This window comes from Burkholderia sp. CpTa8-5, assembly GCF_017815045.1.
Lineage (GTDB): Bacteria > Pseudomonadota > Gammaproteobacteria > Burkholderiales > Burkholderiaceae > Burkholderia > Burkholderia sola.
The window spans coordinates 1-2,912 of the sequence record NZ_JAGIQD010000058.1; the positions used below are offsets into that span (position 1 = coordinate 1).

The 2,912-nt window shown below is 53.0% G+C and carries 1 rRNA gene; it reads right to left on the reverse strand.

Annotated elements, in window-relative coordinates:
- Nucleotides 1–12: 12 nt before the first annotated feature.
- Nucleotides 13–2,894 (reverse strand): 23S ribosomal RNA (locus tag J8I35_RS34215).
- Between the last annotated feature and the right edge of the window lie 18 nt (nucleotides 2,895–2,912).

A 2,912-nucleotide genomic window follows, 5' to 3' on the forward strand; every position in this document is an offset into this window, starting at 1 on the left:
CAGACTTGTTATAGGATCAAGCCTTACGGGCAATTAGTATCAGTTAGCTGAACGCATTACTGCGCTTACACACCTGACCTATCAACGTCCTGGTCTCGAACGACCCTTCAAGGAGGTCTAGCCTCCAGGGATATCTCATCTTAAGGCGAGTTTCCCGCTTAGATGCTTTCAGCGGTTATCTCTTCCGAACATAGCTACCCGGCGATGCCACTGGCGTGACAACCGGTACACCAGAGGTTCGTCCACTCCGGTCCTCTCGTACTAGGAGCAGCCCCCTTCAAATATCCAACGCCCACGGCAGATAGGGACCAAACTGTCTCACGACGTTTTAAACCCAGCTCACGTACCTCTTTAAATGGCGAACAGCCATACCCTTGGGACCGGCTACAGCCCCAGGATGAGATGAGCCGACATCGAGGTGCCAAACACCGCCGTCGATATGAACTCTTGGGCGGTATCAGCCTGTTATCCCCAGAGTACCTTTTATCCGTTGAGCGATGGCCCTTCCATACAGAACCACCGGATCACTATGACCTGCTTTCGCACCTGCTCGACTTGTCGGTCTCGCAGTTAAGCACGCTTATGCCATTGCACTATCAGCACGATTTCCGACCGTACCTAGCGTACCTTCGTACTCCTCCGTTACGCTTTGGGAGGAGACCGCCCCAGTCAAACTGCCTACCATGCACTGTCCCCGACCCGGATCACGGGCCAAGGTTAGAACCTCAAACAAACCAGGGTGGTATTTCAAGGACGGCTCCACCGAAACTAGCGTTCCGGTTTCATAGCCTCCCACCTATCCTACACAGATCGGTTCAAAGTCCAATGCAAAGCTACAGTAAAGGTTCATGGGGTCTTTCCGTCTAGCCGCGGGTAGATTGCATCATCACAAACACTTCAACTTCGCTGAGTCTCGGGAGGAGACAGTGTGGCCATCGTTACGCCATTCGTGCAGGTCGGAACTTACCCGACAAGGAATTTCGCTACCTTAGGACCGTTATAGTTACGGCCGCCGTTTACCGGGACTTCAATCAAGAGCTTGCACCCCATCATTTAATCTTCCGGCACCGGGCAGGCGTCACACCCTATACGTCCACTTTCGTGTTTGCAGAGTGCTGTGTTTTTATTAAACAGTCGCAGCCACCAGTTTATTGCAACCCCTTCACCCTCCTGGCGCAGGCCAGTCAAGCTACAAGGGCGTACCTTATCCCGAAGTTACGGTACCAATTTGCCGAGTTCCTTCTCCCGAGTTCTCTCAAGCGCCTTAGAATACTCATCTCGCCCACCTGTGTCGGTTTGCGGTACGGTCATCGTTAGACTGAAGCTTAGAGGCTTTTCTTGGAACCACTTCCAATTGCTTCGCTCCCTAAGGAGCTCGCGCCACACCCTTGAATTACGCGCCCGGATTTGCCTAAGCGCCTTCTCCAATGCAGCGACCGGGACTTCCAACACCCGGACAACCTTCCGCGATCCGTCCCCCCATCGCATCTAACAATGGTGCAGGAATATTGACCTGCTTCCCATCAGCTACGCATTTCTGCCTCGCCTTAGGGGCCGACTCACCCTACGCCGATGAACGTTGCGTAGGAAACCTTGGGCTTACGGCGAGGGGGCCTTTCACCCCCTTTATCGCTACTCATGTCAGCATTCGCACTTCCGATACCTCCAGCACCCTTTACAAGGCACCTTCGCAGGCTTACGGAACGCTCTCCTACCATGCGAGCAAAGCTCGCATCCGCAGCTTCGGTATATAGCTTAGCCCCGTTACATCTTCCGCGCAGGACGACTCGATCAGTGAGCTATTACGCTTTCTTTAAAGGGTGGCTGCTTCTAAGCCAACCTCCTGACTGTTTTAGCCTTCCCACTTCGTTTCCCACTTAGCTATATTTGGGGACCTTAGCTGGCGGTCTGGGTTGTTTCCCTCTTGACACCGGACGTTAGCACCCGATGTCTGTCTCCCGTGATTGCACTCTTCGGTATTCGGAGTTTGCTATGGCGGGGTAATCTGCAATAGACCCCCCAACCATGACAGTGCTCTACCCCCGAAGGTGAGACACGAGGCACTACCTAAATAGTTTTCGGAGAGAACCAGCTATTTCCAGGTTTGTTTAGCCTTTCACCCCTATCCACAGCTCATCCCCTAACTTTTCAACGTTAGTGGGTTCGGACCTCCAGTACGTGTTACCGCACCTTCATCCTGGCCATGGATAGATCACCTGGTTTCGGGTCTACGCCCAGCAACTGAACGCCCTATTCGGACTCGCTTTCGCTACGCCTGCCCTATACGGTTAAGCTTGCTACTGAACGTAAGTCGCTGACCCATTATACAAAAGGTACGCCGTCACCCCTTACGAGGCTCCGACTGTTTGTATGCATGCGGTTTCAGGATCTATTTCACTCCCCTCCCGGGGTTCTTTTCGCCTTTCCCTCACGGTACTGGTTCACTATCGGTCGATCACGAGTATTTAGCCTTGGAGGATGGTCCCCCCATCTTCAGACAGGATTTCACGTGTCCCGCCCTACTTGTCGCACACCTAGTTCTTTCATACTGTTTTCGCCTACAGGGCTATCACCTGCTATGGCCGCACTTTCCAGAGCGTTCGGCTAACAATACAAATAAAGAGTGCAAGGCTCATCCCATTTCGCTCGCCACTACTTTGGGAATCTCGGTTGATTTCTTTTCCTGCGGTTACTTAGATGTTTCAGTTCACCGCGTTCGCTTCACTGGACCTATGTATTCAGTCCAGGATGACCCAAAAGGGCCGGGTTTCCCCATTCGGACATCTACGGATCAAAGCTCGTTTGCCAGCTCCCCGTAGCTTTTCGCAGGCTACCGCGTCCTTCATCGCCTGTGATCGCCAAGGCATCCACCACATGCACTTGTTCGCTTGACCCTATAACGAGTCTGTCTC